Raw genomic sequence first — 26,074 nt, forward strand, 5'->3', positions numbered from 1 at the left:
AACCACTACCTCAGCCGTTGGGCCCTACTGTCGCAACGATGGTCACTTGCTTGTTGTCAGGTATTTCCTGGTACGCCAACACGTGCAAACCCGGGACTGCCAATCGGCCGAATCGCGAGAGCATCGCGCGAACCGGACCGGCCACCAGCAGAATCACCGGCTGACCTTGCATTTCCTGACGCTGCGCCGCATCGATCAACGAGCGTTGCAGTTTCTCAGCCATGCTTGGCTCCAGCAGAACGCCCTCTTCCGAGCCTTGTCCTGCCTTCTGAAGACTATTGAGCAATATCTGTTCCAACCTTGGCTCCAGGGTGATCACGGGTAGCTCGGAGTCAGTCCCTACAATGCTTTGGACGATTGCGCGGGATACGCCGACGCGCACCGCGGCCACCAGCGCGGCAGTATCTTGACTCTTGGCGGCATTGTTGGCGATGGCCTCGGCAATGCTGCGAATGTCCCGTACTGGCACCTGTTCGGCCAACAAAGCCTGCAAGACTTTGAGCAACTGCGACAGAGAGACCACGCCAGGCACCAGCTCTTCAGCCAGTTTAGGCGAGCTTTTGGCCAGCAATTGCATGAGTTGCTGGACTTCTTCGTGACCGATCAACTCGCTGGAGTGCTTGTACAGAATCTGGTTCAAGTGCGTTGCCACGACCGTACTGGCATCGACCACGGTGTAACCGAGGGATTGGGCCTGAGCACGCTGGCTGACTTCGATCCAGACCGCCTCCAGACCGAAAGCCGGATCTTTGGCGGTAATGCCGCTGAGCGTCCCGTAGACCTGCCCCGGGTTGATCGCCAGTTCGCGCTCCGGGTAAATCTCCGCTTCGGCCAGGATCACGCCCATCAGGGTCAGGCGGTAGGCACTCGGCGCGAGGTCGAGGTTGTCACGGATATGCACAGTCGGCATCAGGAAGCCCAGATCCTGGGAAAGCTTCTTGCGCACGCCCTTGATCCGCGCCAGCAACTGACCACCCTGATTGCGATCCACCAGCGGAATCAGCCGGTAGCCGACTTCCAGGCCGATCATATCGATCGGGGTGACGTCATCCCAGCCAAGTTCCTTGGTTTCCGAAGCGCGAGCCGGCGATGGCAACAGTTCCTGCTGACGCTTGACCTCTTGCAGGGCCTGAACCTTGACCACGTTCTGCTTCTTCCAGAACAGGTACGCGCCGCCAGCCGCCAGGGCCGCCATGCTGAGAAAGGAGAAGTGCGGCATGCCGGGCACCAGGCCCATGACCGCCATCAAACCCGCCGCGACTGCCAACGCTTTGGGCGAGGCGAACATCTGGCGATTGATCTGCTTGCCCATGTCTTCCGAACCGGAAGCACGGGTCACCATGATCGCGGCCGCTGTCGATAACAACAGTGATGGCAATTGCGCCACCAAACCGTCACCGATGGTCAGCAAGGCATAAACCCGACCGGCATCGCCGAAGGTCATGCCGTGCTGGAAGATACCGACCGCCATGCCGCCGATCAGGTTGATGAACAGAATCAGCAGGCCGGCGATGGCGTCACCGCGAACGAACTTGCTGGCACCGTCCATCGAACCGTAGAACTCGGCTTCCTGGGCGACTTCCATCCGGCGCAATTTGGCCTGGTTCTGATCGATCAGGCCGGCGTTCAGGTCGGCGTCGATTGCCATCTGTTTGCCGGGCATCGCATCGAGGGTAAAGCGCGCGCTCACCTCGGAAATCCGCCCGGCACCCTTGGTTACCACGACGAAGTTGATGATCATCAAAATCGCGAAGACGACGATACCGACCACGTAGTTGCCGCCGATCACCACCTCGCCGAAAGCCTGGATCACCTTACCGGCGGAGGCGTGACCGTCCTGACCGTGGAGCATCACCACTCGCGTCGAGGCCACGTTCAGCGCCAGTCGCAACAGTGTCGCCACCAGCAGAATGGTCGGGAACACCGCGAAATCCAGCGGCCGCAAAGCGTACACGCAGACCAGCAACACCACGATCGACAAGGCAATGTTGAATGTGAAGAACACGTCCAGCAGGAACGGCGGGATCGGCAACATCATCATCGCCAACATGACCAGCAGCAACAGCGGCACACCCAGATTGCCCCGACTCAAGTCGGCGACGTTTGTGCGAGCACTGTTGAATAACTGAGAGCGATCCACCGGTTTTCCCCGTTCCTTTAAAGCAAACTTTTGACGCCTGAAGCAGGCGCAGAGCGGCTACTGCAAGAAGCCTTCCAACTTTTGCAGGTATCTGAAATAGAGGGGTTTACCGAGGGGATCTGCATTGTCTGGACCGGCCTCATCGCGGGCAAGCCCGGCTCCCACAGAGAACTGTGCCGAACGCTATTTTTGCAGTCAGACCCGATCAATGTGGGAGCGGGCTTGCCCGCGATGTGGCCGGCACAGTTAGCACATATCTCAAGAATCGCGGCGCAGATCCGGTGGAATCGGCAGGTCGTCCTTGAGCGGGTCCGGGCGCTTGCCCTTGCCGGCACGGTGCTGGCGGATCTGGTAGACGTAGGCCAATACTTGGGCAACCGCCAGATACAGGCCACCAGGAATTTCCTGCTCAAGTTCAGTGGAGTAGTAAATCGAACGCGCCAGCGCCGGCGACTCAAGCAACAGCACTTCGTTGGCCACAGCGATTTCACGGATCTTCAACGCCAGGAAATCACTGCCCTTGGCGATCAGCATCGGCGCCCCGCCCTTGTCCGGATCGTACTTGAGCGCTACGGCGTAGTGGGTCGGGTTAGTGATAACCACATCGGCGTCGGGGATTGCCGCCATCATTCGGCGCTGGGACATTTCGCGCTGCAACTGGCGAATCCGTTGTTTGACCTCCGGCCGCCCTTCCTGATCTTTATGCTCGTCACGCACTTCCTGCTTGGTCATCAGCAGTTTTTTGTGGCTTTCCCAGAGCTGCACCGGCACATCCACCGCTGCGATTACGATCAGCCCGCAAGACATCCACAACGTACTCCAGCCCACCACCTGCAAGCAGTGGATGATGGCCAGCTCCATTGGTTCGTGTGCGATGCGTATCAGGTCATCAATGTCCGATGACAACACTAAAAGCGCCACGGTAAGGGTGATGAAAAATTTCGCCAGCGCCTTGAGCAGCTCAGCCAAAGCCTTGAACGAAAACATGCGCTTGAGGCCGGCAGCGGGGTTCATCCGACTGAACTTCGGTGCCAGGGAACTGGCCGCGAACAGCCAGCCGCCCAGGGAAATCGGCCCGATCAATGCGACCAGCACCAGGGTAATCATGATGGGTTGAATCGCCAGCAACGCCACCAGCCCCGAGCTCATCAGATAAGTGCCCATCGAGCGCTGATCGAGGATGACTTCTCGCGGCAGGGAAAAATTCTGTCGCATCAACTCCATCAAATCCTGCGCCAGGGCTGCGCCGAAAATCAGCAGCGCAGCGGAACCAGCCAGCATGATCGCCAGCGTATTGAGCTCCTTGGAGCGCGCAATCTCACCCTTCTCGCGAGCGTCCTTTTTCTTCTTCTCCGTGGGGTCTTCTGTTTTGTCTTGACCGCTTTCGCTCTCAGCCATGACTCAGCGCGCCTGTGCCAGTTCGCGTAAAAACTGCAAGGCCTCAGAGGCCAGCGGTTGATACTGATTGAGGATGTCCGCAAGCCCCACCCAGAGGATGTACATCCCGAGTACCAGGGTCAGCGGGAAGCCGATGGAGAAGATGTTCAGCTGCGGCGCCGCCCGGGTCATGATGCCAAACGCAATGTTCACTACCAGCAGCGCGGTGACCGCTGGCAGCACCAACATAAGAGCAGCCCCAAGGACCCAACCGAGCTTGCCGGCCAGCTCCCAGAAATGATTGACCATAAACCCGCTACCAACCGGCAGCGTGGTGAAGCTTTCGGTGAGGACTTCGAACACCACCAGATGGCCGTTCATGGACAGGAACAGCAGCGTCACCAGCATGGTGAAGAACTGCCCGATCACTGCCACCGACACACCGTTGGTAGGATCGACCATCGAAGCGAAGCCCATGCCCATCTGAATGGAGACGATCTGCCCGGCGACCACGAAGGCCTGGAAGAACAGCTGCAAGGAGAACCCCAGCAACGCGCCGATGATGATCTGCTCGGCGATCAGCAACAGCCCGCTCAGGTCCAGCGCATTCACCGGTGGCATGGGTGGCAGGCCGGGGGCGATGACCACGGTAATGGCCACAGCGAAATAGAGGCGAATCCGCGTGGGCACCAGGCTCGTACCGAATATCGGCATGACCATCAACAACGAACCGATGCGAAACAGCGGCAACATGAACGTCGCCACCCAGGTACTGATCTGGGTGTCAGTCAGCTGCAGCAGCGACATGGCTTAGCCGATGACCTGAGGAATACTGCCGTACAACTGCAGGATGTATTCCATGAAAGTCTGCACCAGCCACGGGCCGGCGACGATCAGCGTCACCAGCATCACCAGCAGGCGCGGCAGGAAGCTCAGGGTCTGTTCGTTGATCTGGGTGGCAGCCTGGAACATCGCCACCAACAGGCCCACGAGCAGACTCGGAATCACCAGCACGGCAACCATCATGGTGGTCAGCCAAAGCGCTTCCCGGAAGATGTCTACCGCCACTTCCGGCGTCATGGCGATACACCGCCGAAGCTGCTTGCCAGTGTGCCGATGATCAACGCCCAGCCATCCACCAGCACGAACAGCATGATCTTGAACGGCAGGGAAATGATCAGCGGCGAGAGCATCATCATACCCATGGCCATCAGCACACTCGCCACGACCAGGTCGATGATCAGGAACGGAATGAAGATCATGAAGCCGATCTGAAACGCGGTTTTAAGCTCCGAGGTCACGAACGCCGGCACCAGGATGGTCAGCGGCGCCTGATCCGGTGAGGCGATGTCGGTGCGCTTGGACAGGCGCATGAACAGCTCCAGATCGCTGCTGCGAGTCTGGGCGAGCATGAAGTCCTTGATCGGTACCTGAGCCTTGTCCACGGCATCCTGGGCGGTGAGTTTTTCCGCCAGATACGGCTGCAAGGCATCCTGATTAACACGGTCGAACACCGGCGCCATGATGAACAGGGTCAGGAACAGCGCCATGCCCGTGAGGATCTGGTTCGACGGTGTCTGCTGCAGGCCCAGGGCCTGACGCAGGATCGAGAAGACGATGATGATCCGGGTAAAACTGGTCATCAGCATGACGAACGCCGGGATAAAACTCAGCGCGGTCATGATCAGCAGGATTTGCAGGCTGACCGAGTATTCCTGAGCGCCCTGTGCATTGGTGCCCAGGGTGATCGCCGGGATCGACAACGGATCGGCGGCGAGCGCCAGCGGCGCTGCCAGCATCAGGGCCAGCGTCAAGACGATGCGTAACGCACCCATTACTTCTTATCCTTCTGATCCTTGCCGAGTATCTTCAACAGATGCTGGGCAAACTCCGGAGTCGCTTTCTCGGTGGTGGTCGGCACTTCAATCGGCTCTTTAAGCACATGCAGTGCAGTGATGGTGCCGGGGCTGAGACCGAGCAGAATCTGCTCGTTGCCGACTTGCACCAGCATCAAACGGTCACGGGGGCCCAGAGCGCGGGAGCCGATCAACTCGATCACCTGCCCCTTGCCGGCCGGCCCGACCTGCTGGACCCGACGCAACAGCCAGGCGAGGAAGAAGATCAACCCCAGCACCAGCAGCAAACCGAACACCAGTTGCGTCAATTGCCCGGCCACACCGCCGCTGACCGCTGGCGCAGCAGCGGCGGTGGCAGCAGTCGCCACCGGTTCGGCAGCCAAAACGCTGAACGGCAAGGCGAGCGCTAACCCCAGCGCCAATCCTGGCAAAAACCCGAGAACCTTTTTCACTCAGCGCAGCTTCTTGATGCGTTCGCTTGGGCTGATCACGTCGGTCAGGCGGATGCCGAACTTCTCGTTGACCACTACCACTTCGCCGTGGGCAATGAGCGTGCCGTTGACCAGCACGTCCAGCGGCTCGCCGGCCAGACGATCGAGCTCGATGACCGAGCCCTGGTTGAGTTGCAGCAGGTTGCGGATGTTGATGTCGGTGCTACCGACTTCCATGGAAATCGACACCGGAATATCGAGGATCACGTCCAGGTTCGGACCGTCCAGAGTGACCGGATCGTTGTTCTTCGGCACGCTGCCAAACTCTTCCATCGGCAGACGGTTGGACGGCGAGCTGGCAGCATCGGCGGCCAGCAAGGCGTCGATGTCGTCCTGCCCGGCATCACCGGTTTCTTCCAGGGCCGCAGCCCATTCATCGGCCAGCGCCTGGTCGTCCTGGGTGTTCATGTCATTAGCCATCATTTGTCCTCGGCGGGCGACCATTCAATTAGAAGCGGTCAGTCAAAAAGCGAATTGGGAGGCGCCGCTCAGCGGCGCTCGATCGGCTCGATCACTTGCAACGCGAGGTTGCCTTTGTGCGAGCCCATCTTGACCTTGAATGCAGGCACGCCGTTGGCGCGCATGATCATTTCGTCCGGCATTTCGACCGGGATAATGTCCCCCGGCTGCATGTGCAGGATGTCCCGCAGGCGCAACTGGCGACGGGCAACCGTGGCGCCGATCGGCACATCGACATCGAGCACGTCCTGGCGCAAGGCGTTGACCCAGCGCTCATCCTGATCGTCGAGGTCCGACTGGAAACCGGCGTCGAGCATTTCGCGCACCGGCTCGATCATCGAATACGGCATGGTCACGTGCAGGTCGCCGCCTCCACCATCGAGTTCGATGTGGAACGTCGATACCACAACCGCTTCGCTCGGGCCGACGATGTTGGCCATGGCCGGGTTCACTTCCGAGTTGATGTACTCGAAGTTCACTTCCATGATCGCCTGCCAGGCTTCCTTCAAATCGACGAAGGCCTGCTCCAGCACCATGCGCACTACACGCAGTTCGGTGGGGGTGAATTCACGCCCTTCGATCTTGGCGTGGCGGCCATCGCCGCCGAAGAAGTTGTCCACCAGTTTGAACACCAGTTTGGCGTCGAGGATGAACAACGCGGTGCCGCGCAACGGTTTGATCTTGACCAGGTTGAGGCTGGTCGGCACGTACAGCGAATGCACGTATTCGCCGAACTTCATCACCTGCACGCCACCCACGGCAACGTCTGCCGAGCGGCGCAGCATGTTGAACATGCTGATGCGGGTGTAGCGGGCAAAACGCTCGTTGATCATTTCCAGGGTCGGCATGCGTCCACGGACGATGCGATCCTGGCTGGTCAGGTCGTAGCTTTTGACGGTGCCGGGTTCGGCAGCGGTATCGGTCTGTACCAGACCATCGTCGACGCCATGCAACAGCGCATCGATCTCATCCTGGGACAGCAGGTCCTGCACGGCCATGTCGTGTTCCTACTGCAGTACGAAATTAGTGAAAAGCAACTGTTCGATCACCACTTTGCCGAGCTCCTTCTGCGCCACTTCCTGGACGCTGGCCGTGGCTTTCTGGCGCAACATTTCCTGGCCGACCGGCGACGCCAGCGTGGCGAAGTCTTGCCCGGAGAACAGCATGACGAGGTTATTGCGGATCACCGGCATGTGCACTTTGAGCGCTTCCAGATCGGCCTGATTGCGACCCTGCATGGTGATGCTCACCTGCATGTAGCGCTGACGACCGTTCTGGTTGAAGTTGGCCACGAACGCCGGCGCCATGGGCTCGAAAACCGCGGGCAGCTTACCGACAGGGGCGGTTTGCGCCGCGGCGGCAGGCTTGGTCTGGGCGCTGTGCATGAAGAACCAGGTCGCCCCCACGGACAAGCCGATCGCCAGCAGCAGGGCCACCACGACTGCAATGATCAGCTTGAGTTTGCCTTTGGTTGCGGGGTCTTTTACTGCTGCTTCGCTCTTCGCCATGCCAATAATCCGTCACTATTCGGGTTTTCACAGTCGCACGCCAAGGCAAGAGCAAGTGTTATGCCAGAAGTGTCTGAGGGACAAAGGTGAAGGACGCAGGCTATCGGGAGAACAATGCAAATCACTGTGGAAGCGGCGGTGCGACGATTCCACAGGGTTTAGTGTTTAGCTGGATCAGGCGTAGTAGTCGACAGCGCTGGAGCCAATCACGCTGGTGGTGCTGGCTGCTACTTCGGCGACTGTTGGCACAAGCTCGTCATCCATGGAGTCGAGACGACCACCACTGGCGCTGGTGCGCCCACCCTGGCCTTGTCCCTGTTGAGCCTGATCCTGCCCCTGGCCCTGCCAGCCACGAGACTGGTCGGAAACGTTGACGTCGACCTGACCCATACCCTGTTGCGCAAACATGTCACGCAAGCGATGCATCTGCCCATCCAGTGCTTCGCGAACGCTTGGATGGGCGCTCATGAACGTCACTTGGGTTTGCTGATCCGGAACCATGTTCACCCGAATGTCGAGGCGTCCCAGTTCGGCCGGTTGCAACTGGATGTCGGCCGCCTTGAGATTGGCGCTGGACAGGTACATGACCCGATTCACCACTTCTTCTGTCCAGCCGCTCTGATGCATGGCGATCGGCTGATTCACCGGCACCGCGTTGGCGGTTTTCGGCGTGGCGGCCTGGGTCAGTGCGGCCAGACGGTTGGCGAAATCGTCGACCCGGGTATCGCTACTCGCCGACTTCAGGTCCTTGAGACCGTCATCGATAAGGCCACTGAAGGCTTTGTCGCCGCCCTGGCTGGTGCTGTCCTTGTCGGCTTGCACATCGAGCATGCCCGCCATGCCCGCAGCAAAGTTTTGCGCCGCAGTCGGCTCACCGTCAGCCTGAGTCTGGGCCGAAGTTGGCGCCGCTTTTGGTTGAGCCTGACTGGAAGCAGAAACGTGACCACTCTGCTCCATGGCCATGCGCACCGCAGGCAGCGCATCGAGTGGATCGGCTTCGGGATCGAATGCTGTATCAGCGGTGGCGGCGATCGAGGTCGTTGCCGCAATAACGGCCGCAGCGACCGGCGCTTCAACCTGCGGTTGCTCGACAGCTACCGCGGGCGTAGTTGCCGGCACTGGCACCGTCGGCTGGACCGCCTGCATCAATGCCGGGTCGAGAGTCGGGTCAACAGGTGCATCGGCGATTGGCGTCTGGGGAGTGTCCGAGGCGTCATCGCTGGCCTGCTCGTCAGCCTGCGCCGGTTTATCGGCGGGCAAGGATTTGCCGCTATCGGCAACCGTCGGTTCCGGGGCGGCAGGATTGTCGTTGCCGACGTCCTTTTTGCCGGGACCGTCCGGAGTTTTATCGCGTGTCGGCTTGGCCGATCCATCACCCACCGCAGAGGGTTTGTTCTGGGCTTGATTGGCGTAGACCTGAGCGAAGCTGGACGCCTTTTCCCCAGGCTCAGCGGACAGCGCCGGTGTATTGGCGGAGGCGGCTTGAGTCTTGGCCTGAGCGGCGGCCTGAAGAAGCATATTGGGGGTAACGGGCATGACACGGTCTCCGCTGCACTGGGATCGTAGGTACAGTTGACGGAGATTAGTGCAAAGGTCGCGCCAGGTTTGAGTATCAGGCGTTAAAAGCGCCGGACGGCCTCATTGACAGAAAGAGAACGCTGACGCTCGGCCTCATAGAGCGGCCGGACAAACGCAAATTCATCATCAATTTCGCCTACCAGTTTTTCAATGCCGGCGAGGCTTTTTTGCTTGGCGCACTGCTCCAGTTCATGGCACAACTCCGCCAGGCGTATGGCGCCCATGTTGCTGCTGCTGCCCTTGAAACTATGGGCTGCATTCATGAGTTGCGCGGCATCTTCAGCCTTTCGCAAGATGCGTAAACGCTCTTCGGAATCGGCGAGAAAGGTATCCAGCAACGTCGGATACTCATCCTCCATGACCTCTTGCAACGCGCTCAGCACGTCTCGGTCCAGATGTTTGTCAGCCACTTGCTCACTCCTTGATCAAGAATGCGTGGATTATGCCTGAGCCTCCCAGAAAAATTCCACGCGGGCACTTCGACCATCGTCGGACCAGCTCGCATTGCGGCCCAACTGACGGATCAGACTGACGCCACGTCCCGACAGACGGACGCCCTCGACGGGCCGGGCCATCACCCGCGCGACATCGAAGCCCTTGCCGCTGTCTTCGACGCGAATCGTCAGGCAACCACCCTCGCCTTTGGGGGTGACCTGCAAATGCACCCGGACATAGCCGTCCTGTAGCTCGTCCAGTCGCGCATTTCGCTGTTGATAATAGTGCGTAAAACCCGATGCATCGCGTTTGAGGCTCGAATCCAGCCCCAAAACACCATGCTCCAGCGCGTTGGAATACAGTTCGGCCAGCACACTGTAGAGCGCTCCACTCTGAGCCCGCAGACCATGAACCTCTAGCAGCAGTTGCAAAAGATACGGCAACGGATTGAAGCGTTTGAGGGTGGCGGCGCGGAACTCGAAACTCACCGACCAGTCCAGCGGACAAGACTGGCCACTGTCGGAATACACCAGCGCCGGCGGGCTCAGTTGCGCGGCCTCCAGCAGACTGACCTCGACCATGCTCACGTCATCGCGGGCCTCGCCGCGAAAGTCCCGCAGCGCCTGTTCGATCTCTTCGAACAACTCATCAGGCTGACGATTGGCCGCAAATACCCGCTGCAACCGCTCCACACCAAACAATTGCTCGTTGGCGTCGCAGGTATCGATCACCCCGTCGGACAACAGGAACACCCGATCGCCAACCGCCATTGGAAATACTTCTGTGCGGTCATCAAAGGTGTGCGGGCTCAGGACGCCGAGCGGTAAATGCCGGGCCGTCAGCGGCGTACGCTCGCCGCTGGCGATGCTGTGCAGGTAACCGTCCGGCATGCCGCCGTTCCACACCTCAACCGAGCGCCGCTGGAAACTCAGGCACAGCAGCGTTGCGCAACAGAACATGTCCACCGGCAGGATGCGCTTGAGCTTGGCATTCATCTCGCGCAGGGTTTCCGACAGGCCGTAGCCCTTGGCGGTCATGCCGTAGAAAACCTCAGCCAGCGGCATGGCACCGACCGCTGCTGGCAAGCCATGGCCGGTGAAATCACCGAGTAGCACGTGCATGTCGCCGGCCGGAGTGAACGCGGCCAGCAGCAGATCGCCGTTGAACAGCGCATAAGGCGATTGCAAGTAACGGATATTGGGGGCATTCAGGCAGCCGGAGTGGGCCACTTTGTCGAATACGGCCTTGGCCACACGCTGCTCGTTGAGCAGGTAATCGTGGTGCCTGGCGATCTGGTCGCGCTGCTGCAACACGGTGGCCTGCAACCGCCGCAGGCGATCCATCGCCTTGATCTTGGCGGCGAGGATCACCTGGTTGTAGGGCTTTGCCAGAAAGTCGTCGCCGCCGGCTTCCAGACAACGGGCCAGGGCTTCACTTTCGGTCAGCGAAGTGAGGAAGATGATCGGCACCAGGGTTTCCCCGGCCAACACCTTGATCTGTCGCGCCGCCTCGAAACCGTCCATCACCGGCATCATGGCGTCCATGAGCACCAGTTGCGGTCGTTGCTGGCGAAACGCATCAACCGCTTCGGCACCGTTGGCCGCCGTCAGCACTTCATGACCCTGACGACGGACAATAGTCGACAGCAGCATGCGATCGGCCGCGCTGTCTTCGGCGATCAGGATCGTCAGCGATTCAAGCGCAGTCGACATGGCGGTCACGCCACGTCGAAAATTTGTTCGAAGTTGGAGATGGCGAGGATTTTGCGCACATCTGCATTCGCGTGGGTCAACGTGATCTCGGCATTCTCGCCACCCGCGTGATCACGCAATAGCAGCAACATGCCAAGCGCCGAACTGTCGAGGTAGGTGGCGTCCTTCAGGTTCACTTCGAAGGACTCGGGTTTTGGCTGAAGATTTTCGTAGGATTCGCGAAATTCCTGATGCTTGGCGAAATCGAATCGTCCCTTGATCGATATCGTCAGCTTTTGCCCATCTTCGGATACTTCTGTAACAACTGACATTTAACGGCTTCCTTGTCATTCGGGAACGTACGTATACAAGGTTTAGCATCTGGCGGTAGCCGGAGCAAGGCTGGAAAAATTGTGCAGACTGTGAAATCGCCGTCGCGGTCCTCCTGATTCAATACGGGTCCTGACGCGGTAACCGCTGGGACAACTCATCCAGCAGCTTTTGTTCGCGCCTGTCCTCAAGCCGCCGCGCCTCATCCATGTAGCGCAACACCAATTTGCGTAAACCTTCGACCCGGGCATAAGCCTGTTGCCAGGTTTCCCGCGCCTTGTTCAGGTTGTTTTGATGCCATGCGAGGCTTTGTCGCTGCTGATCAATGGCGGTGCCCAGTTGCGCCAGAAAGCCTTGATACCCCAGCAGCCATTGACCCGAAACGCCGCTGCTGCCGCGCACGATCCATTGTTCCTGGTAGTCGAGGCGAAAGGCCTCAAGGTCGGCAAGTTTGCTTTCTGCCAGACGGACCTGGCCCTGAAAGTGACCCAGGCGCAGGACCGCAGCCTTCTCGACTTTTTCGGCCATTTCGACCACGGGGGCCAGGCGCGAGGCTCGGCTCTGGGCCATGGCCGGTTAGCCGCCCGCCGCGGGGGCGAAGATCGATCCAAGATAGGCTTCGCTTTCGCCCAGGCTGATGCTGTCGTTCAAGCCCTGGCGCAGGTATTTGACCAACTGCGGTTGCAGGGAAATCGCCAGGTCGGTTTCCCGATCGCCACCGGCGACGTAGGCACCGACGCTGATCAGGTCCCGACTCTGTTGATAGCGCGACCACAGCTGCTTGAAATATTGCGCGCGGGCCATGTGTTCCGGCGTCACCACCGACGGCATGACCCGGCTGATGGACGCTTCGATATCGATGGCCGGGTAATGCCCCTCCTCGGCCAGGCGCCGGGACAGCACGATGTGCCCGTCGAGCACGCCTCGCGCGGCGTCGGCAATCGGATCCTGCTGGTCATCGCCTTCGGACAACACGGTGTAGAACGCCGTGATCGAACCGCCGCCCTTTTCGGCATTACCGGCCCGCTCCACCAGTTTTGGCAACTTGGCGAACACCGACGGTGGATAACCCTTGGTCGCTGGCGGTTCGCCGATGGCCAGGGCGATTTCCCGCTGGGCCTGAGCGAAACGGGTCAGGGAATCCATCAGCAACAGGACGTTCTTGCCCTTGTCGCGAAAATATTCGGCGATGCGCGTGCAGTACATGGCCGCGCGCAGACGCATCAGTGGCGCATCGTCGGCGGGTGACGCAACCACCACCGAACGCTTGAGCCCTTCCTCACCGAGAATGTGCTCGATGAACTCTTTAACCTCACGACCCCGCTCGCCGATCAGCCCGACGACAATAATGTCGGCCTCGGTGAAGCGGGTCATCATGCCCAGCAGCACAGACTTACCGACGCCGGTACCGGCGAACAACCCGAGCCGCTGACCGCGACCGACCGTCAACAAACCGTTGATGCTGCGGATGCCCACGTCCAGAGGCTCGCTGATCGGGTGACGCTTGAGCGGGTTGATCGTCGGGCCATCCATCGGCACCCAGTCTTCAGCCTTCATGCCGCCCTTGCCATCCAGCGCACGACCGGCACCATCGAGCACCCGCCCGAGCATGCTCATGCCCATCGGCAGGCGACCGGTATCAGCCAAGGGAACCACGCGGGCACCGGGCGCAATGCCGGCGACGCTGCCGACCGGCATCAGAAAGACTTTGCTGCCGGAGAAACCCATGACTTCAGCTTCGACCTGCACCGGATGATAACTGTCGTCGTTGATGACCATGCAGCGACTGCCCATGGCGGCGCGCAAGCCTTCGGCTTCTAGCGTCAGGCCGACCATGCGCAGCAAGCGGCCTTCAAGGATCGGCGCGCCGGCAAGCTCGGTGGCCTCGGTGTAGCTGCCGAGGCGCTTGGCGAAGCTGGTCCGATCAAGGCGCATCGGGAGCGTCCGGTTCGGCTGCGACCGCGGGCTTGTCGTCGATCGGCAGTTCCAGGCTCAGATCCGGCGCGGCCGGGTGCAATGCCTGTTCGTGCAACTGATCGAAGAGCTTGTCCATGACCCGCGCCACACGGGTTTCAACGGTGGCGTCGATCCGGCTGTGTTCAGTCTCGACCCGGCAACCACCGGGCAACAACGCTTCGTCCTCGACGATGCGCCAGGTTTCTTCATGGCGCTCGCGCAGGGCTTTGACCTGTTCGAAATCCTGCGGATTGATGTACAGCCGCACATTGCCCACGCCCAGTGGCAGGAGCTTTAGTGCCTCGCGCATGACGTGCTCGATCTGCGTCGAGTCGATGGCCAGTTCGCGCTGGATCACCTGTTTGGTGATGTGCTGCACGAGGTCGACCAGGGACTTTTCAATCTGGGTGTCCTGCTCGGCAATGGGCTCGAACAGATGCCCCATCAGTTGCTCAAGGCCGGCAATCTTGGCGGCCAAAGCCACTTCGGCTTCCTGACGGACCTTGAGTGTGGTGCTGTGGAAGCCTTCTTTCTCGCCCGTGGCGAAGCCTTCGTTATAGGCCTCCTGACGAATGCTTTCGAGTTCTTCGAGGGTCAGTGGCTGGACTTCTTCCAGCGGCACTTCTTCCATTTCCGGCGGCTCGGGCTCAGGTTCAGGCTCGGGCTCCGGCACGTGGGGATCGAAACTGGGCAGCGACCAGACGTCGAAACCACCGACGTCCTTGCCGCGGATCAGGTCGGTGTTGGACTCATCATGTTTGGACGACATAGTGACCTTAGATCATCTCTTCGCCGCCCTTCCCGCCGAGAACGATTTCTCCGGCTTCGGCCATACGGCGGGCAATGGTGAGGATTTCTTTCTGCGCGGTTTCCACGTCGCTGACGCGCACCGGGCCTTTGGCCTCGAGGTCGTCGCGCAACAGTTCGGCCGCTCGTTTGGACATGTTCTTGAAGATCTTCTCTTTGACGCCTTCGTCCGAACCCTTGAGGGCCAGCACCAGCACGTCGGAGGACACTTCGCGCAGCAACGCCTGAATCCCGCGATCGTCGACATCGGACAGGTTGTTGAACACGAACATGAGGTCTTCGATCTGACCAGACAGGTCTTCGTCGACTTCGCGAATCGAGTCCATCAGCTGACCTTCGATCGAGCTGTCGAGGAAGTTCATGATGTCCGCCGCGCGCTTGATGCCACCCAGGGTGGTGCGCGAGGCATTCGAGTTGCCGGAGAACTGCTTCTCGAGAATCTGGTTGAGTTCTTTCAGGGCCGCTGGCTGCACGGTATTCAGCGAGGAGACCCGCAGAATGATGTCCAGACGCACCTTGTGGTCGAAGTTGCCGAGCACTTCGCCGGCCTGGTCCGGGTCGAGATACGCCACCACGATCGCCTGGATTTGCGGGTGCTCGTAACGGATCACATCGGCGACTGCGCGCGGTTCCATCCACTTCAGGCTGTCGAGGCCACTGGTGTTGCCGCCCAACAGGATGCGGTCGATCAGGCCGTTGGCCTTGTCTTCGCCCAGCGCCTGGGTGAGCATTTTGCGCACGTAGTCGTCGGAGCCAACGCCCAGGCTGGTCTGGTCGCCGACGATGTCGACGAACTCGCTCATCACCTGCTCGACCTGCTCGCGGTGCACGTTACCCATCTGCGCCATGGCCACACCCACACGCTGGACCTCTTTGGGCCCCATGTGGCGCAGCACTTGCGCAGCGTCGGTCGACCCCAGGGACAGCAGCAGAATCGCGGCTTTGTCGACCTTGGACAGTTTGGCGGCAACGGCTCGGTTATCACTCATCTGCGTTAATCCACTCTTTCACGACCTGGGCCACACGACCCGGGTCTTCTGCCACCAAACTCTTGATTGCGTTCAACTGCGCGTCATAGCCTTCGCTCGGGCTCGGCAGCAAGATGCTTTGCGGGCCACCGAGGCTGACGCGGTCGTTGGCCAGTTCGCCGTCCAGGCCGCCCATGCCACCCAACTCGACGTCGCTGCCGATGCCTGCCAGCTGTTTGCCTTTGCCGCCACCGGTGATGTTGTTGAGCACCGGACGCAGCACGCCGAACACCAGCACCAGGATGAACAAGACACCCAGCACTTGTTTGACGATGTCCCAGAACCATGGCTGGGAGTAGAACGGAATATCGGCAATCACTTCACCGCGTTCGGCGGAGAACGGCATGTTGATCACGCTGACGCTGTCGCCACGGCTGGCGTCGAAACCGACGGCGTCCTGCACCAGACGGGTGAAGCGCGCCAGTTCATCGGCGGTCCATGGCGCGCGGGTGGTTTCACCGTTGGCCGCGTTGATCTTGACCTGGTCATCCACCACCACCGACACCGACAGGCGATTCAAACGGCCCTGCTGTTGTTTGGTGTGGCTGATGGAGCGGTCGAGTTCGAAGTTCTTGGTGGATTGTTGACGCTTGTCTGCCGGGTACGGTGCGAGCATCGGCTGGCCGGTGGCCGGGTCCATGATTTGCTGACCATTGGCATCGAGCAATGGCTGGCCTGGCTGCACCATGCCGGCCGACGCGGTAGCGCCACCGGTGGTTTGCGGCGCGGAGGCCGGCGATGGCGGCTGGTTGCTCAAGGCACCCGGCACACCTTGCGGGCCATTGCTGGCGGTACGTTGTTCGTTGACCGACTGCTCGCTGCGCAACGCCGGTTGATCCGGGTTGAACTGCTCGGAAGTCGACTCGACGGCGCTGAAATCCACATCAGCCGAGACTTCGGCTTTATAGCGGTCATTGCCCAGCACCGGTTGCAGGATGTTGTGCACGCGCTGGGTGAGCATGCTTTCCATGCGACGGCTGTAATCGAATTGCTTGCCGGCCATGGTCAGTTCGGAGTTCTCCGCTTGATCGGAGAGCAAGGTGCCCTTCTGATCGACGACGGTGATCTGGGATTTGCTGAGTTCGGGAACGCTGGTGGCCACCAGGTTGATGATCGCCAGCACCTGGCCAGGTTCCAGCGAGCGGCCGGAATACAGTTCCACCAGAACCGAAGCGCTCGGCTTGCGCTCGTCGCGCACGAACACCGAGCTTTTCGGAATTGCCAGGTGCACACGGGCACCCTTGACGTTGTTCAGGCTGGAAATGGTGCGGGCCAGTTCGCCTTCGAGGCCGCGACGATAACGGGTCGCTTCCATGAACTGGCTGGTGCCCAGGCCCTGGTCCTTGTCGAGAATTTCAAAACCGATGTTGCCGTCGCTGGGAGTGACACCAGCGCCCGCGAGTTTGAGCCGCGCACGGGACAGATCATCGGCCTTGACCAGCAAGGCACCGGAGTTGGGTTCAACGGTGTAAGGAATATCGGCGGCGGCCAGGGTTTCCATGACCTGCTTGGCGTCCATACCGGCAAGGCTGCCGTACAGAGGCCGGTAGTCCGGTTGCTGGGACCACAACACCACGGCGAAGCCAATCGCCACGCTCGCAGCCAGGCCGACCAACAGGCCCACCTGACGCAACATGGTCATCTCGGAGAGGTTTTCCAGGAAGGACAACCCGAACAGCGGCGGCTTGCCGTCTATTGGAGTGGTCTTGGCCGGAACATTATCGGCGATTGCTTCTGCCATGACTCAATTCGTCCTTAAACCGGCATCTGCATGATGTCTTGGTATGCCTGAACCAACTTGTTGCGCACTTGGGTCAACGCCTGAAAAGACACGCTGGCCTTCTGCGAGGAAATCATCACGTCCGTCAGGTCGACGCCGCTCTTGCCGATCTCGAAGGCACTGGCCAACTGACTGGACGCCTGCTGGGTGTCGTTCACTTTATTGACGGCTTGACCGAGCATGTCGGAAAAGCTGCTGCCACCCAGTTGAGGGACTGCGGCAGTCGATTTTGACGCAGACATGGCATCCATTTGCATGGAGCGCATGTCCAGCATCAATCGATTAAATTCAATACCTTGGCTCATGGTTTCTCTCTTTTGACGAGCTACGTCGTTGGCGACCCGCAATTTTTTGACACTCACTCGGCGGGTAGTGAGGTGTTAGCAACAAGGGTGCCAGCTCCATGGCCGCTCTAAACAAAAGCTGTCCCGTGTTGCGCTGCCAACGACATCAGGTGGCGAACAAATAAGCTTCCACGTCCATGCCGGCGTCACGCATTTGCGCCAGCTTGTAGCGCAGGGTGCGCGGGCTGATGCCCAAACGCTCGGCGGCCTCTTTGCGGCGGCCGCGCTCGGCGCGCAAGGTGTCGATGATCATCTGGAACTCACGGCGACGCAGGTCATCGCCCAAGCCACCCGCCGACTCAGCGTCAACCTCCACCACTCGAACGGGTGTCGGCATCTGTGCCGCCAATGCCGGCAACGGCGCACAGGCAACCGGCCCGGCCAGACAGAAATCCTCAGGCCGTATCAAACCGCCCTGCTGCAGGATCAGCGCCCGCTGAATCGCGTTATCCAACTCACGCACGTTACCCGGCCACGGATAACCGATCAGGCACGCCTGAGCCTCAGGCGACAATCTGGCCGCCGCATGCTTCATTTTATTGACGTGTTTGGCCAGTAGGCGCTCGGCCAGCGGCAAGATGTCGGCGGTACGCTCGCGCAACGGCCGCCACGCCAGCGGAAACACCGACAGGCGATAAAAAAGATCTTCGCGAAAACGCCCCGCCGCCACTTCCCCGGCCAGGTCACGGTTGGTGGTCGCGACGACCCGAATGTCCAGCGTGATCGGCTTGCGCGCCCCGACCCGCTCGACTTCGCGCTCTTGCAACACGCGCAGCAACTTGGCCTGCAGACCCAAGGGCATTTCAGAAATTTCGTCGAGCAGGATAGTCCCGCCATCAGCCTGTTCGAACTTGCCGGCCTGAGCCGCGATGGCGCCGGTGAACGAGCCCTTTTCATGACCGAACAACGTGGCTTCGAGCATGTTGTCGGGAATGGCTGCGCAGTTGATCGCAATAAATGGCTGACTGGCGCGATGGGAGTGCTGATGGATATAACGCGCCAGCACTTCTTTGCCGGTCCCGGACTCACCGGAGATCAACACCGTGGAATCACTGCGTGCCACTCGCGCAGCCAGTTCCAGCAATTGCGCACTGGCCGGCTCGAACGCTACAGGTCCCTCGCCCTCGGTCGCCCCGAAACTGCCCAGCGCATGACGCGCCACCAGATCGAGCAAGGCTTTGGGCTCGAACGGTTTGACCAGGTAATCCGCTGCGCCTTGACGCATCGCATCGACTGCCCGCTCGACGGCACCGTGAGCGGTCATCAGCAACACCGGTAGCTGCGGCTGACGAGTGCGCAGCAATCCGAGCAGTTGATGGCCGTCCATGCCCGGCATGTTGACGTCACTCAGCACCAGGTTGAATGCCTCGGCACCGACCGCCGCCAGCGCTTCTTCCGCCGAACCGACGGCTTTGAAATCGTGCCCGGCGAGCAATAGCGTATCGGCCAATGCTTCGCGTAGCGCGCGGTCATCCTCAACCAGTAAAACCTTGATTGCCATCTCCTTCACTCCCCTCCCTGAGCGCTGGGCTTTTCACCCGGAAAAAGCGGCAGGATCACCTGCGCACACGTGCCGCGACCGAGCCGCGAGCGCAGTTGCAATTCTCCCTGATGAGCACGGGCCACTGCCTTGACCACGGTCAGGCCGAGGCCGGTTCCGGTGGTTTTAGTGGTAAAGAAGGGCTCACCCAGGCGCGCCAGAACTTTCGAGTCGATGCCACTGCCGCTGTCGCTGACCGATACGCGCAGGTTGTTGTCACGGGTATAGAGATGGACTTTCAAACGAACGTCACCGGCACTGGCCTGGATGGCGTTCTCGATCAGGTTCAGGATCGCCCCGACCAGCGTGTCGCGATTGCACAACAACTCGCCGCAATGACTGTCGCACTGCCAGCGAATCGGCAGGTCTTGCACATGGGTCAGTGCGGCTGCCTGTAGCGATTGCATCAGCACCTTGGGCGTGACGCGATCGGTCAGCGGCAACTCCCCGCGAGCAAACACCAGCATGTCGCGAACCTGATGCTCCAGTTCATGCAGACGCTCTTTCAGGCGCCCGGCAAAACGTTGCTGGGTTTCAACCGGCAATACCTGCTCAGTCAAATGACTGGCGTAGAGCAAGGCAGCGGATAAGGGGGTACGAATCTGGTGGGCCAAGGACGCGACCATGCGGCCGAGTGACGACAGGCGTTCGTGGCGGGCCAGCTGATCTTGCAGATGACGGGTTTCAGTCAGGTCGTTGAGCAACACCAACTGGCCGGGCTCGGCATCCAGCGAGCGAGTGGAGATCGACAAACGCCGACCGTCCTTGAGCGAGATTTCATGCCCGTCGTCTTCGCGAGGCGCAAAGCAGCGGGCGATGACATGGCGCCACAACTCGCCTTCCAACGGCAGACCGAGCAGTTCACAAGCCGCGGGATTGGCTTCGCGCACGATGCCTTGGGCGTCGATGACGATGACACCGCCGGGCAACAGATCGAGGAGGTTTTGCAGACGGTTGGCCAGGCGTTCTTTTTCCGCCAGTTCCTGCATGCGTTGAGCGCTGACCACTGCCAGCTCACCCTTGAGCTCCGTGACCCGGGCTTCGAGCATGCTGTAGGAGTCGGTCAACTGGCTCGACATCTGATTGAACTGGGCAAACGCCTGCTCGAGGCCAAGCCGGCCTGCCTGTTCTACGGACGACGGTTGCCCCGATGCGTCAGGGACAGGAAACATCTGGGCGGCTTGGGGCATCGTGTTCTCTCGCTTGGCTGACCGTCAGTTAAACGGAACGTTGCGAGGGATGTAGCAATACCCGTGCCTAAAAAAAACTACTTACAAATTAGAGACTTGAAAAACAGGCGTCAATCATCTGCCTGTTCTTCACCGTCACGACGACTCATGCCGTACTTGCGCATCTTCTCCACCAGGGTGGTGCGACGAATACGCAGACGTTCGGCAGCGCGCGCCACGATGCCATTGGCATCATCCAGCGCCTGCTGAATCAGCCCTTGCTCCAGACCACCGAGGTAGTCCTTCAGGTCCAGCCCTTCCGGCGGCAACATGGCGCCGGCAGAGAAGTCCGGGGTGTGACCGTTGATGGCCACTCGTTCTTCGAGATCGCTGCGCAGGCTGTCGACCAGTTGCTCGTCTTCGTCGTCGACATAGCGGAATTTCTTCGGCAACTCGACCACGCCGATCACCCCGTACGGATGCATGATCGCCATGCGCTCCACCAGGTTGGCGAGTTCGCGGACGTTGCCCGGCCAGCCGTGACGGCACAGCGACATGATCGCCGCGGAATTGAAACGGATCGAACCACGCTTCTCGTGCTCCATGCGCGAGATCAACTCGTTCATCAGCAGCGGAATGTCTTCGACACGTTCGCGCAGTGGCGCCATCTCGATCGGGAACACGTTCAGACGGTAGTACAAGTCTTCGCGGAAGGTGCCGATCTCGATCATGGTTTCGAGGTTCTTGTGGGTCGCGGCGATGATGCGCACATCAACGCTTTGGGTCTTGTTGCTGCCCACGCGCTCGAAGGTGCGCTCCTGCAACACGCGCAGCAACTTGACCTGCATCGGCAGCGGCATGTCACCGATTTCGTCGAGGAACAGAGTGCCACCATTGGCCAGTTCGAAACGCCCGGCACGGCTGGTGATCGCCCCGGTGAAGGCGCCCTTCTCGTGGCCGAACAGTTCGCTTTCCAGCAACTCGGCCGGGATCGCGCCGCAATTGACCGGTACGAATGGCGCGTCACGGCGCTTGGAGTGGTAGTGCAGGTTGCGCGCGACCACTTCCTTGCCGGTCCCGGACTCGCCAAGGATCAGCACGCTGGCGTCGGTGTCGGCGACTTGCTGCATCATCTGACGGACGTGTTGAATCGCCCGGCTGGTGCCGACAAGACTGCGGAAAAGATTGGGTTCGCGATGACGGCCGCGCTCACGCGCCTGGTCGTACATCTCGCGATAGACCTGGGCACGGTGCAGCGAGTCGAGCAATTTGCTGTAGCTGGGAGGCATCTCGAGGGTCGAAAGCACTCGGCGGCGCTGGTCTTCTGGCAAGTCAACGGAAGAATTATCGCCCATTAACAAAACCGGAAGGAACTCATCCCAGGTTGCGAGTGTCTTTAACAAGCCCGTAAGTGCGCCAGGAGCATTGACCGTCCCGATGAGGACACAGATCACTTCTCGACTTGATGACAAAGAGCCGACCGCCTGCTGCCAATCATGGCTACCGCAGGGTAAATTTTCTTCGCCAAGAAAATTTAAAATCACCGCCAAGTCGCGGCGGCGGACGCTATCGTCATCAATTAGCAGAATTTTGGTTTCACGCCACATGCAATAGCAACTTCCCTAGTCAACTCAATGCCCAAAATGAGGGGGCAAGCTAGACGCTTGCAGACACGTTGATGCCTGTAGACGACTAAAATCTGTAAACAGCCACTAGTTAAGTCAAAAAACCGCGCACAGTCAAATTTATGGCGCACTGTTTTTTCTAACCGCTCAGCCTTAGCTGAACAGATGGTATACTTTTGCGGCATTTTTCGCTTGGCGGATCTGTGTCATCTCGTCGACTATCGCTTGACGTTCCCCACTCGCAACATCAATTAGTTGGCGGTAAACGTCGAGCAATTCTTCCAGTCTGCTGCGCACACCCTGCTCGTTGGCCGACGCTTCGGCAAGTACGTCCTCAACACAAACACGGCAGCGCAGGTCAAGCTCGGTGATGGTTTCCCAATCGCGGCCAGCCAGCGCCCCGAGCAGGGCCTCACGGGTTTGTTCAATACGTTCGAGCACGGCACTCATGGTGTTCTCCTAGGCGTCGACAGTTTGATCGCTGATCGCGTCCCAACCTTCCTTCAAAGTGATCAGCAGGCGTGCGACCTCGTTGAGGATATCGGGATCGTTTTTCACGTTTGCTTCGACCAGGCGTTTGCTCATATAGGCATACAGCGAATCGATGTCAGCCAGCGCCTCGGCCTGATGTTCCAGGTCGAGCCCTTCGCGCAGGCCACCGATGATGCCGATGGCCTTGCCGATCAGAACACCTTTCAGGGCAACATCATTGCGCGCAATGGCGCCTTTGGCCTGCGCGATACGGTCCAGGCCGCCCTGCATCAGCATTTGTACCAGGCGGTGCGGGCTGGCCTCGGAGGTTTGGGCCACACCGTTGACTTTCTGGTACTGCCGAAGGGCCAACATAGGATTCATGTTCTACCTCGTAACAACGAAAAGATTCATATACCGCCTGTATCGCCTGCACGTCAAAAAACTTTAGCGCTCAAGCGAAAAGCGCAGAGCCCCTCTAAGGGTACTGCCGGGCTTCAGGCGTATCGGCCGATCAGGAGTTCTTCTGTTGAGCCTCGATCGAGGTAAACATCGAAACGATGTTCTTGCGTTGCGCCTCAAGCTTGCCAACCAGGGTGTCCATGGCCACGTAACGCTTGGTCAGCACGTCGGTCAGCGAATCGATACGACGATCCAACGCCAACTGCTGGTTGGCGAGATCGGACTGCTGCTTGCCCAGACCGGTCGTGCGCGAATCGAGGATGCCGCCCGTTTGCAGGTACGGTTCGACCGCCTTGTTCATGCGCTCGAACACACCATTGGTACCGGTGAAAAGCTCCTGCACATCGGCACCGAGTTTCTTTTCCTTCATGGCAGTATTAAATTTGACACTATTGAATTCGAGGGTACCGTCCTTCTGGGTATTGATACCCAGCTGACTCAGGCTGGTGAGCCGATCGCCACTGCCTTCTGTGGCCAACTGCTTACGCAGATCAGACAGCAGCGCTCGCGTGGTCGGATCATTTGTCAGCGGGCCGAGGACAGTGTTGTCATCCTCATCCTTGGTGCTGGCAGCCAGGGTGTTGACCGTCTTGACCAAGGTATTGTAGGCATCGACATACGCCTGGATCGACGTCTTCAGGCCGGCGGTATTCTCACCGACGGTCACCGTGATCGCCTTGGTCGGATCAGTGCCGGTCTCCTGAAGCAGCTCCAGGCTGATCCCGCTAACCGCGCCATCCACGGTGTTGGTCTTGCTGGTAACTTTGAGGCCGTCTACATAGATCAGCGCATCCTCGGCCGGCGCGTCGATATAGCCAGCACCGTCACCCAACATTTTCACGCCAGGAAGGATCTGGAGCCCATCTATTCCGTCAACCGTAATGTCCGTGCCATCCCCCGTCATCGTGGAACTGAACACCAGGCGCGAACCGTCCGCACCGTTGACAAGGTTCGCACTGATGCCTTTCTCGGCCAACGTCGAGTTGATGGTATCGCGCACCGTCTGCAAGGTCGCACCAGCACCAATCTTGACGGTATGAACCACACCGTCCTGCGTAATCAGCAGGTCACCTTCTGCAATCGGCGTGCTGGCGCCCGTGTCGAAATTCTGGCTGGCGACCTTGGACGAGGTGGCCAGGTTTTCGACGCGAACCGAGTAGCTCCCCGGAACCGCAGTATTGTTCGAGGTAACCTTGATCGCGGAATCGCTACTGGAGGATGCCGTGTAGGCATTGAAGGACGGCGTAGCGGTGTCGTTGAGTTTCTTCATTGCTGTCTGATAGACAGACAGCGCACTCTTGAGCGCCGCGACCCCCGACAGCATGGCGGTATTGTTGGCAGTCTGACGCTTGATCTGATTCGCCTTGGGGTCGGTCTCAGCCGCAACCAGTGTTTTCACGATAGCGTTGATATCGACGCCAGAACCCAGGCCGGTGCCCGGTAAAATTGAACTCGCCATTGCTATTCCCTCTTGGTTGCGCGCCGCACCTGGCCGATCAGACTAGCGAACTTGTCGCTCGATCGCCAACATCAGACCTTGGCATCGAACAACAGGCTGTTTACATCACTCAGGCTGTGCGCGATCTTCAACGCCTCTTCCGAAGGAAGTTGGCGGATCAGCTCACCGGTTTCACTGGCGATGACTTTGACAATAATTCGTCCGGATTCTTCATCCGCGGAAAATTCGAGATTGCGACGCGACGATGCGAGAAACTTCTCGATGTCCTTGAGCGCGCTTTTAACCTTCTCAGCTTCGGTCAGGCCGCTGTCGGCACTTTCCTTCGCTGGCGTGATGGATTCGACAGCCTCCACGGACTTGACTGCCGGACGTTCACTGGCCTGCTCGACCGGCTTCGCGGCCTGGTAGGACAGGTTCAGCTTGACGCTCATATCCATGCCAACCACCTCTCAATGTAAAAAGCGGAGGAGCACCACAAGTGCACTCCCCCGCCACAATCATCAGGCGATTACTGAAGCAGTTTCAGTACGGCCGATGGCAGTTGATTGGCCTGAGCCAGAACCGAAGTCGATGCCTGTTGCAGAGTCTGCTGCTTGGTCAGTTGAGCAGTTTCAGCAGCGAAGTCGGTATCCTGTACACGGCCACGTGCAGCTTCGGCGTTTTCGTTGATGTTCTGCAGGTTGGCGATGGTGCTGGTCAGACGGTTCTGGACAGCACCGAGGTCAGCACGGGTGGTGTTGATATTCTTTAGCGCTTGGTCGATGGCGGTCATCGCACCACTGAAGTTTACTTCCATATCGGAGGTAGCAGCAGCAGTAGTAGTAGTGATGGTCTTGCCAGCCAGTGCGCTCAGAGCGCCGGAGGCGGAGGTGTTCATCGCATCACTCAGGGTGATGCTGATCTGGTTGTCGGAACCGGTGTTGGAGCCAACCTGGAAGATCATCGGGGTCTTAGTGGTACCGTCCAGCAGGTTCTTGTTGTTGAGCTGGGTGCTGGCAGCAATACGGTCCAGCTCCTTGGTCATCGACTGGAATTCTTTGTTCAGTGCATCACGGTCATCTACAGTATTGGAGTCGTTTCGCGACTGGAGAGCCAGTTCACGCATACGTTGCAGGATGTTGGTCTGCTCTTGCATCGCGCCTTCAGCGGTCTGCGCGATGGAGATGGCATCGTTGGCGTTTTTGATCGCCATGGTCTGACCGCGGATCTGCGAAGTCATGCGGTTGGAGATCTGCAGGCCGGCGGCGTCGTCTTTGGCGCTGTTGATTTTCAGGCCGGAGGACAGACGAGTCATCGAAGTGCTGAGTGCGTCGGAAGCACGGTTCAGGTTTTTCTGAACGCCCAGGGAGGTGGTGTTGGTGTTAACAGTCAAAGCCATGACGAATTCCTCGTTGGATGGGTACTACGGCTTCCGGCCTTGGCAATTCGCCGGGTGTGGCACAGAGAACCTTCGTAGTAGTTATCGTCGTCAAGGCACGTTGCTTTAGCTGATTTTTAAAAAATAGTTAGTGACACCCTGCCAGCCCAACAAAAACGGGAGTTTGACGCCAAGAATCAGAGCACCATCG

At 59.5% G+C, this 26,074-nt stretch carries 27 protein-coding genes; all 27 read right to left on the reverse strand.

Annotated features, from left to right (window positions below; all coding sequences use genetic code 11):
- Positions 1 to 10: 10 nt before the first annotated feature.
- On the reverse strand, positions 11 to 2,140 hold the full coding sequence (gene flhA, locus FQ185_RS18320) for a flagellar biosynthesis protein FlhA (RefSeq protein ID WP_149418637.1): 2,130 nt from the start codon (positions 2,138 to 2,140) through the stop codon (positions 11 to 13).
- 258 nt (positions 2,141 to 2,398) lie between these two features.
- Entirely contained in the window at positions 2,399 to 3,538 is a 1,140-nt protein-coding gene (gene flhB, locus FQ185_RS18325; protein ID WP_149418638.1) for a flagellar biosynthesis protein FlhB, read from the reverse strand.
- Positions 3,539 to 3,541: 3 nt separating this feature from the next.
- Positions 3,542 to 4,324, reverse strand: a complete 783-nt coding sequence (gene fliR, locus FQ185_RS18330) for a flagellar biosynthetic protein FliR (protein ID WP_149418639.1) — start codon at positions 4,322 to 4,324, stop codon at positions 3,542 to 3,544.
- 3 nt (positions 4,325 to 4,327) lie between these two features.
- On the reverse strand, positions 4,328 to 4,597 hold the full coding sequence (fliQ, locus tag FQ185_RS18335; protein WP_007948918.1) for a flagellar biosynthesis protein FliQ: 270 nt from the start codon (positions 4,595 to 4,597) through the stop codon (positions 4,328 to 4,330).
- A complete protein-coding gene (gene fliP / locus FQ185_RS18340) occupies positions 4,594 to 5,352 on the reverse strand; it encodes a flagellar type III secretion system pore protein FliP (RefSeq protein WP_149418640.1) in 759 nt (252 codons plus the stop codon). Before fliP ends, fliQ begins: the two co-directional genes overlap by 4 nt.
- A complete protein-coding gene (gene fliO, locus FQ185_RS18345; RefSeq protein WP_149418641.1) occupies positions 5,352 to 5,825 on the reverse strand; it encodes a flagellar biosynthetic protein FliO in 474 nt (157 codons plus the stop codon). Before fliO ends, fliP begins: the two co-directional genes overlap by 1 nt.
- Positions 5,826 to 6,284: a flagellar motor switch protein FliN gene (fliN, locus tag FQ185_RS18350; protein WP_008151080.1), complete on the reverse strand. Its 459-nt coding sequence runs from the start codon at positions 6,282 to 6,284 to the stop codon at positions 5,826 to 5,828.
- Between the two features lie 68 nt (positions 6,285 to 6,352).
- Positions 6,353 to 7,321: a flagellar motor switch protein FliM gene (gene fliM, locus FQ185_RS18355; RefSeq protein ID WP_149418642.1), complete on the reverse strand. Its 969-nt coding sequence runs from the start codon at positions 7,319 to 7,321 to the stop codon at positions 6,353 to 6,355.
- A gap of 9 nt (positions 7,322 to 7,330) precedes the next feature.
- On the reverse strand, positions 7,331 to 7,831 hold the full coding sequence (gene fliL, locus FQ185_RS18360) for a flagellar basal body-associated protein FliL (RefSeq protein ID WP_149418643.1): 501 nt from the start codon (positions 7,829 to 7,831) through the stop codon (positions 7,331 to 7,333).
- Positions 7,832 to 8,005: 174 nt separating this feature from the next.
- Positions 8,006 to 9,367, reverse strand: a complete 1,362-nt coding sequence (locus tag FQ185_RS18365) for a flagellar hook-length control protein FliK (RefSeq protein ID WP_149418644.1) — start codon at positions 9,365 to 9,367, stop codon at positions 8,006 to 8,008.
- 83 nt (positions 9,368 to 9,450) lie between these two features.
- A complete protein-coding gene (locus FQ185_RS18370; protein ID WP_149418645.1) occupies positions 9,451 to 9,819 on the reverse strand; it encodes an Hpt domain-containing protein in 369 nt (122 codons plus the stop codon).
- A gap of 30 nt (positions 9,820 to 9,849) precedes the next feature.
- The gene (locus tag FQ185_RS18375; RefSeq protein WP_149418646.1) at positions 9,850 to 11,556 is read right to left on the reverse strand and encodes a fused response regulator/phosphatase; all 1,707 of its coding nucleotides are present in this window, start codon (positions 11,554 to 11,556) and stop codon (positions 9,850 to 9,852) included.
- 5 nt (positions 11,557 to 11,561) lie between these two features.
- Positions 11,562 to 11,867: an STAS domain-containing protein gene (locus FQ185_RS18380; protein WP_149418647.1), complete on the reverse strand. Its 306-nt coding sequence runs from the start codon at positions 11,865 to 11,867 to the stop codon at positions 11,562 to 11,564.
- Positions 11,868 to 11,985: 118 nt separating this feature from the next.
- Positions 11,986 to 12,435: a flagellar export protein FliJ gene (fliJ, locus tag FQ185_RS18385; RefSeq protein WP_149418648.1), complete on the reverse strand. Its 450-nt coding sequence runs from the start codon at positions 12,433 to 12,435 to the stop codon at positions 11,986 to 11,988.
- 6 nt (positions 12,436 to 12,441) lie between these two features.
- Positions 12,442 to 13,800 (reverse strand): flagellar protein export ATPase FliI, encoded by a 1,359-nt coding sequence (gene fliI / locus FQ185_RS18390; RefSeq protein WP_149418649.1) that lies wholly within the window; start codon positions 13,798 to 13,800, stop codon positions 12,442 to 12,444.
- On the reverse strand, positions 13,790 to 14,590 hold the full coding sequence (fliH, locus tag FQ185_RS18395; protein ID WP_149418650.1) for a flagellar assembly protein FliH: 801 nt from the start codon (positions 14,588 to 14,590) through the stop codon (positions 13,790 to 13,792). Before fliH ends, fliI begins: the two co-directional genes overlap by 11 nt.
- A gap of 7 nt (positions 14,591 to 14,597) precedes the next feature.
- On the reverse strand, positions 14,598 to 15,617 hold the full coding sequence (gene fliG / locus FQ185_RS18400; protein ID WP_007948903.1) for a flagellar motor switch protein FliG: 1,020 nt from the start codon (positions 15,615 to 15,617) through the stop codon (positions 14,598 to 14,600).
- A complete protein-coding gene (fliF, locus tag FQ185_RS18405) occupies positions 15,610 to 17,397 on the reverse strand; it encodes a flagellar basal-body MS-ring/collar protein FliF (RefSeq protein ID WP_149418651.1) in 1,788 nt (595 codons plus the stop codon). Before fliF ends, fliG begins: the two co-directional genes overlap by 8 nt.
- 14 nt (positions 17,398 to 17,411) lie before the next feature.
- Complete coding sequence (gene fliE / locus FQ185_RS18410) at positions 17,412 to 17,741, reverse strand: flagellar hook-basal body complex protein FliE (RefSeq protein ID WP_095127774.1); 330 nt, start codon at positions 17,739 to 17,741, stop codon at positions 17,412 to 17,414.
- A 145-nt stretch (positions 17,742 to 17,886) separates the two neighbouring features.
- Positions 17,887 to 19,281, reverse strand: a complete 1,395-nt coding sequence (locus tag FQ185_RS18415) for a sigma-54 dependent transcriptional regulator (RefSeq protein WP_149418652.1) — start codon at positions 19,279 to 19,281, stop codon at positions 17,887 to 17,889.
- Between the two features lie 5 nt (positions 19,282 to 19,286).
- The gene (locus FQ185_RS18420; RefSeq protein WP_256730437.1) at positions 19,287 to 20,492 is read right to left on the reverse strand and encodes a PAS domain-containing sensor histidine kinase; all 1,206 of its coding nucleotides are present in this window, start codon (positions 20,490 to 20,492) and stop codon (positions 19,287 to 19,289) included.
- Between the two features lie 128 nt (positions 20,493 to 20,620).
- The gene (locus FQ185_RS18425; protein ID WP_149418654.1) at positions 20,621 to 22,096 is read right to left on the reverse strand and encodes a sigma-54 dependent transcriptional regulator; all 1,476 of its coding nucleotides are present in this window, start codon (positions 22,094 to 22,096) and stop codon (positions 20,621 to 20,623) included.
- Positions 22,097 to 22,267: 171 nt separating this feature from the next.
- On the reverse strand, positions 22,268 to 22,564 hold the full coding sequence (fliT, locus tag FQ185_RS18430) for a flagellar protein FliT (RefSeq protein WP_149418655.1): 297 nt from the start codon (positions 22,562 to 22,564) through the stop codon (positions 22,268 to 22,270).
- Positions 22,565 to 22,573: 9 nt separating this feature from the next.
- A complete protein-coding gene (gene fliS / locus FQ185_RS18435) occupies positions 22,574 to 22,969 on the reverse strand; it encodes a flagellar export chaperone FliS (protein WP_149418656.1) in 396 nt (131 codons plus the stop codon).
- A 130-nt stretch (positions 22,970 to 23,099) separates the two neighbouring features.
- A complete protein-coding gene (fliD, locus tag FQ185_RS18440; protein WP_149418657.1) occupies positions 23,100 to 24,506 on the reverse strand; it encodes a flagellar filament capping protein FliD in 1,407 nt (468 codons plus the stop codon).
- Between the two features lie 71 nt (positions 24,507 to 24,577).
- On the reverse strand, positions 24,578 to 24,937 hold the full coding sequence (locus FQ185_RS18445; RefSeq protein ID WP_371926636.1) for a flagellar protein FlaG: 360 nt from the start codon (positions 24,935 to 24,937) through the stop codon (positions 24,578 to 24,580).
- Between the two features lie 77 nt (positions 24,938 to 25,014).
- A complete protein-coding gene (locus tag FQ185_RS18450) occupies positions 25,015 to 25,884 on the reverse strand; it encodes a flagellin domain-containing protein (RefSeq protein WP_149418659.1) in 870 nt (289 codons plus the stop codon).
- Positions 25,885 to 26,074 lie beyond the last annotated feature (190 nt).

It is taken from the genome of Pseudomonas sp. ANT_H12B (genome assembly GCF_008369325.1).
Taxonomy (GTDB): Bacteria; Pseudomonadota; Gammaproteobacteria; order Pseudomonadales; family Pseudomonadaceae; genus Aquipseudomonas.

Coding starts and splice junctions, on each gene's coding strand:
- flhB (WP_149418638.1), bottom strand. CDS start 3,538: ATGGCTGAGAGCGAAAGCGGTCAAGACAAAACAGAAGACCCCACGGAG.
- fliR (WP_149418639.1), bottom strand. CDS start 4,324: ATGTCGCTGCTGCAGCTGACTGACACCCAGATCAGTACCTGGGTGGCG.
- fliQ (WP_007948918.1), bottom strand. CDS start 4,597: ATGACGCCGGAAGTGGCGGTAGACATCTTCCGGGAAGCGCTTTGGCTG.
- fliP (WP_149418640.1), bottom strand. CDS start 5,352: ATGGGTGCGTTACGCATCGTCTTGACGCTGGCCCTGATGCTGGCAGCG.
- fliN (WP_008151080.1), bottom strand. CDS start 6,284: ATGGCTAATGACATGAACACCCAGGACGACCAGGCGCTGGCCGATGAA.
- fliM (WP_149418642.1), bottom strand. CDS start 7,321: ATGGCCGTGCAGGACCTGCTGTCCCAGGATGAGATCGATGCGCTGTTG.
- fliL (WP_149418643.1), bottom strand. CDS start 7,831: ATGGCGAAGAGCGAAGCAGCAGTAAAAGACCCCGCAACCAAAGGCAAA.
- FQ185_RS18365 (WP_149418644.1), bottom strand. CDS start 9,367: ATGCCCGTTACCCCCAATATGCTTCTTCAGGCCGCCGCTCAGGCCAAG.
- FQ185_RS18375 (WP_149418646.1), bottom strand. CDS start 11,556: ATGTCGACTGCGCTTGAATCGCTGACGATCCTGATCGCCGAAGACAGC.
- FQ185_RS18380 (WP_149418647.1), bottom strand. CDS start 11,867: ATGTCAGTTGTTACAGAAGTATCCGAAGATGGGCAAAAGCTGACGATA.
- fliJ (WP_149418648.1), bottom strand. CDS start 12,435: ATGGCCCAGAGCCGAGCCTCGCGCCTGGCCCCCGTGGTCGAAATGGCC.
- fliI (WP_149418649.1), bottom strand. CDS start 13,800: ATGCGCCTTGATCGGACCAGCTTCGCCAAGCGCCTCGGCAGCTACACC.
- fliH (WP_149418650.1), bottom strand. CDS start 14,590: ATGTCGTCCAAACATGATGAGTCCAACACCGACCTGATCCGCGGCAAG.
- fliG (WP_007948903.1), bottom strand. CDS start 15,617: ATGAGTGATAACCGAGCCGTTGCCGCCAAACTGTCCAAGGTCGACAAA.
- fliF (WP_149418651.1), bottom strand. CDS start 17,397: ATGGCAGAAGCAATCGCCGATAATGTTCCGGCCAAGACCACTCCAATA.
- fliE (WP_095127774.1), bottom strand. CDS start 17,741: ATGAGCCAAGGTATTGAATTTAATCGATTGATGCTGGACATGCGCTCC.
- FQ185_RS18415 (WP_149418652.1), bottom strand. CDS start 19,281: ATGGCAATCAAGGTTTTACTGGTTGAGGATGACCGCGCGCTACGCGAA.
- FQ185_RS18420 (WP_256730437.1), bottom strand. CDS start 20,492: ATGTTTCCTGTCCCTGACGCATCGGGGCAACCGTCGTCCGTAGAACAG.
- FQ185_RS18425 (WP_149418654.1), bottom strand. CDS start 22,096: ATGTGGCGTGAAACCAAAATTCTGCTAATTGATGACGATAGCGTCCGC.
- fliT (WP_149418655.1), bottom strand. CDS start 22,564: ATGAGTGCCGTGCTCGAACGTATTGAACAAACCCGTGAGGCCCTGCTC.
- fliS (WP_149418656.1), bottom strand. CDS start 22,969: ATGAATCCTATGTTGGCCCTTCGGCAGTACCAGAAAGTCAACGGTGTG.
- fliD (WP_149418657.1), bottom strand. CDS start 24,506: ATGGCGAGTTCAATTTTACCGGGCACCGGCCTGGGTTCTGGCGTCGAT.
- FQ185_RS18445 (WP_371926636.1), bottom strand. CDS start 24,937: ATGAGCGTCAAGCTGAACCTGTCCTACCAGGCCGCGAAGCCGGTCGAG.
- FQ185_RS18450 (WP_149418659.1), bottom strand. CDS start 25,884: ATGGCTTTGACTGTTAACACCAACACCACCTCCCTGGGCGTTCAGAAA.